A 2,226-nucleotide genomic window follows, 5' to 3' on the forward strand; every position below is an offset into this window, starting at 1 on the left:
CCCCGCCGACCTGCCCCGCGGCCGTGCCGGCCAGCAGCACGACGGCCGCCGCCGAGGCCAGCAGGTCGGCGGCGAGGGCCGCGCCCGGCACGTGTACGCCGGCCAGGGCGCGGGCGCGGGCCGCCTGCGCGCCCGCCTCCGTGCCGGTCGTTGTGGACACGTCCGTACCTCACCCCCTTCGGCCGCCGACGGGTAGGGCAACGGCCGTCACGAGGTGAAACGGCCGTACCCCACCACTGTCGCACCGGCCGCGGCCGGCGCAATGCCGGTGGGCCAGTTGGCCTGCCCAGGCCCCCACTGCCCGGACGCCGCCGACCGGACGGCCGGTACGCCGGGCAGGTGCACCCTAGTTGGGGGGCACGCCCCCGTCAGCCGGTCGGCCGCCCGGTCACCCGATGGAATGGCCTTGGGCAAAGGTCAGGACGCCGTGGAATTTCAGCCGGCGGCGGCCTCCGCGGCGCGCGCGGCGATGTCGCCGCGGTGGTGCCCGCCGTCCAGCCCGATGCGCCGAATCGCCTCGTAGGCACGGTCGCGGGCGGCGGCGAGGTCCGGGCCGACGGCGGTGACGCACAGCACCCGGCCGCCGGCGCTGACGACGCGGCCGGCGTCGTCCAGCTCGGTACCGGCGTGCAGTACGTAGGCGTCCGGGGCGTCCTCGGCCGCCACGTCGTCCAGGCCGGTGATGACGTCGCCCGTGCGCGGCTTCGCCGGGTAGTCCCGGGCGGCGAGGACGACGGTGACAGCCGACTCGTCGCTCCACACCAGCGGCGGGAACGAGGCGAGCCGGCCCTGCGCGGCGGCCCGCAGCAGCCCGCCGAGCGGGGTGCGCAGCCGGGCGAGCACGACCTGGGTCTCGGGGTCGCCGAAGCGGGCGTTGAACTCCACCACCCGGACGCCGCGCGAGGTCAGCGCCAGGCCCGCGTACAGCAGCCCGGTGAAGGGCGTGCCGCGGCGGCGCATCTCGTCGACGGTCGGCTGCAGCACGGTGTCGACGACCTCGTCGACCAGCTTCGGGTCGGCCCAGGGCAGCGGCGAGTACGCGCCCATGCCGCCGGTGTTCGGGCCGGCGTCGTCGTCGTACGCGCGTTTGAAGTCCTGGGCGGGCGACAGCGGTACGACGGTCTCGCCGTCGGTGACCGCGAAGAGTGACACCTCGGGCCCGTCGAGGAACTCCTCGACCACCACCTGGCCGGCGGCGGTGCACGCGCGCGCGTGTGCGCGTGCCGCTTCGAGGTCCTCGGTGACGACGACGCCCTTGCCGGCCGCGAGCCCGTCGTCCTTGACGACGTACGGCGGGCCGAAGGCGTCGAGCGCCGTGTCGGTCTGCTCGGGGGTGGTGCAGACGTAGGAGCGGGCGGTGGGCACGTCGGCCTCGGCCATCACGTCCTTCGCGAACGCCTTCGACCCCTCCAGCCGGGCCGCCGCGGCGCCGGGCCCGAAGCAGTCGATGCCGCGCGCCCGTACGGCGTCGGCGGCGCCGCCGACGAGCGGCGCCTCCGGGCCGACGACGACGAGGTCCGCGCCGAGGCGGGCGGCGAGATCGGCGATGGCGTCGCCGTCGAGCACGTCGACGGCGTGCAGCCGGGCGACGTCGGCGATGCCGGCGTTGCCGGGTGCGCAGTGCAGCTCGCGGACGTCGGGGTCGCGGGAGAGGGCGCGGCACAGGGCGTGTTCGCGGGCGCCGCCGCCGATGACGAGGACCTTCACGGGGCCAGCCTATCGGTCGGCCCGGAGGCCACCGGTCCGGGTGACGGCCGGTTCGTCCCCATACCCGATCAACCACTCCTTACGAGGGTAAATAAGGCCATTCTCGGCTCGTGTCCCCTCGTTCGGCGGTAGGAAGGCCGCCGCGGGCGCACCATCCGATTGCCCAGTCATCACATGTCACACGCGCCACACAGAACGCACAGAGCACAGAGCACAGAACGCACAGAACGCAGTCAGCAGCAGCGAGTTCGAGCGAGGAGCCCCACGTGAACCACTCGGAGGAGACCCGGACGACCGGCCCCGTGACCGGCGTCGACCGCGCCGGCGCCAACGGCGGGCCGGACGGCCCCGGGGAGCGGCCCGGGGACCTGCTCGCCCGGCCCTTCCCGCTCGGCGACTGGGGCGACCCGGCCAAGCGGCTGGACGAGCTGTACCTGTGGGCCGAGGAGGGCGCGCTGCGCACCGCGCGGTCGTACCTCGCCGCCCGCCGCACCAAGCGCCGCGCGGCGCGGACGCTGC

The 2,226-nt window shown here is 75.6% G+C and carries 2 protein-coding genes; one reads left to right on the forward strand and one right to left on the reverse strand.

Annotated elements, in window-relative coordinates:
- Window positions 1–435 precede the first annotated feature (435 nt).
- Window positions 436–1,707 (reverse strand): phosphoribosylamine--glycine ligase, encoded by a 1,272-nt coding sequence (gene purD, locus ABD317_RS36070; RefSeq protein WP_344296135.1) that lies wholly within the window; start codon window positions 1,705–1,707, stop codon window positions 436–438.
- Window positions 1,708–1,973: 266 nt separating this feature from the next.
- On the opposite strand from purD, the gene ABD317_RS36075 reads away from it, so the two are divergent.
- On the forward strand, window positions 1,974–2,226 hold a 253-nt coding region (locus ABD317_RS36075; protein WP_344296137.1), incomplete at its 3' end, for an SLATT domain-containing protein.

The organism is Streptomyces synnematoformans (genome assembly GCF_039531005.1).
GTDB lineage: Bacteria > Actinomycetota > Actinomycetes > Streptomycetales > Streptomycetaceae > Streptomyces > Streptomyces synnematoformans.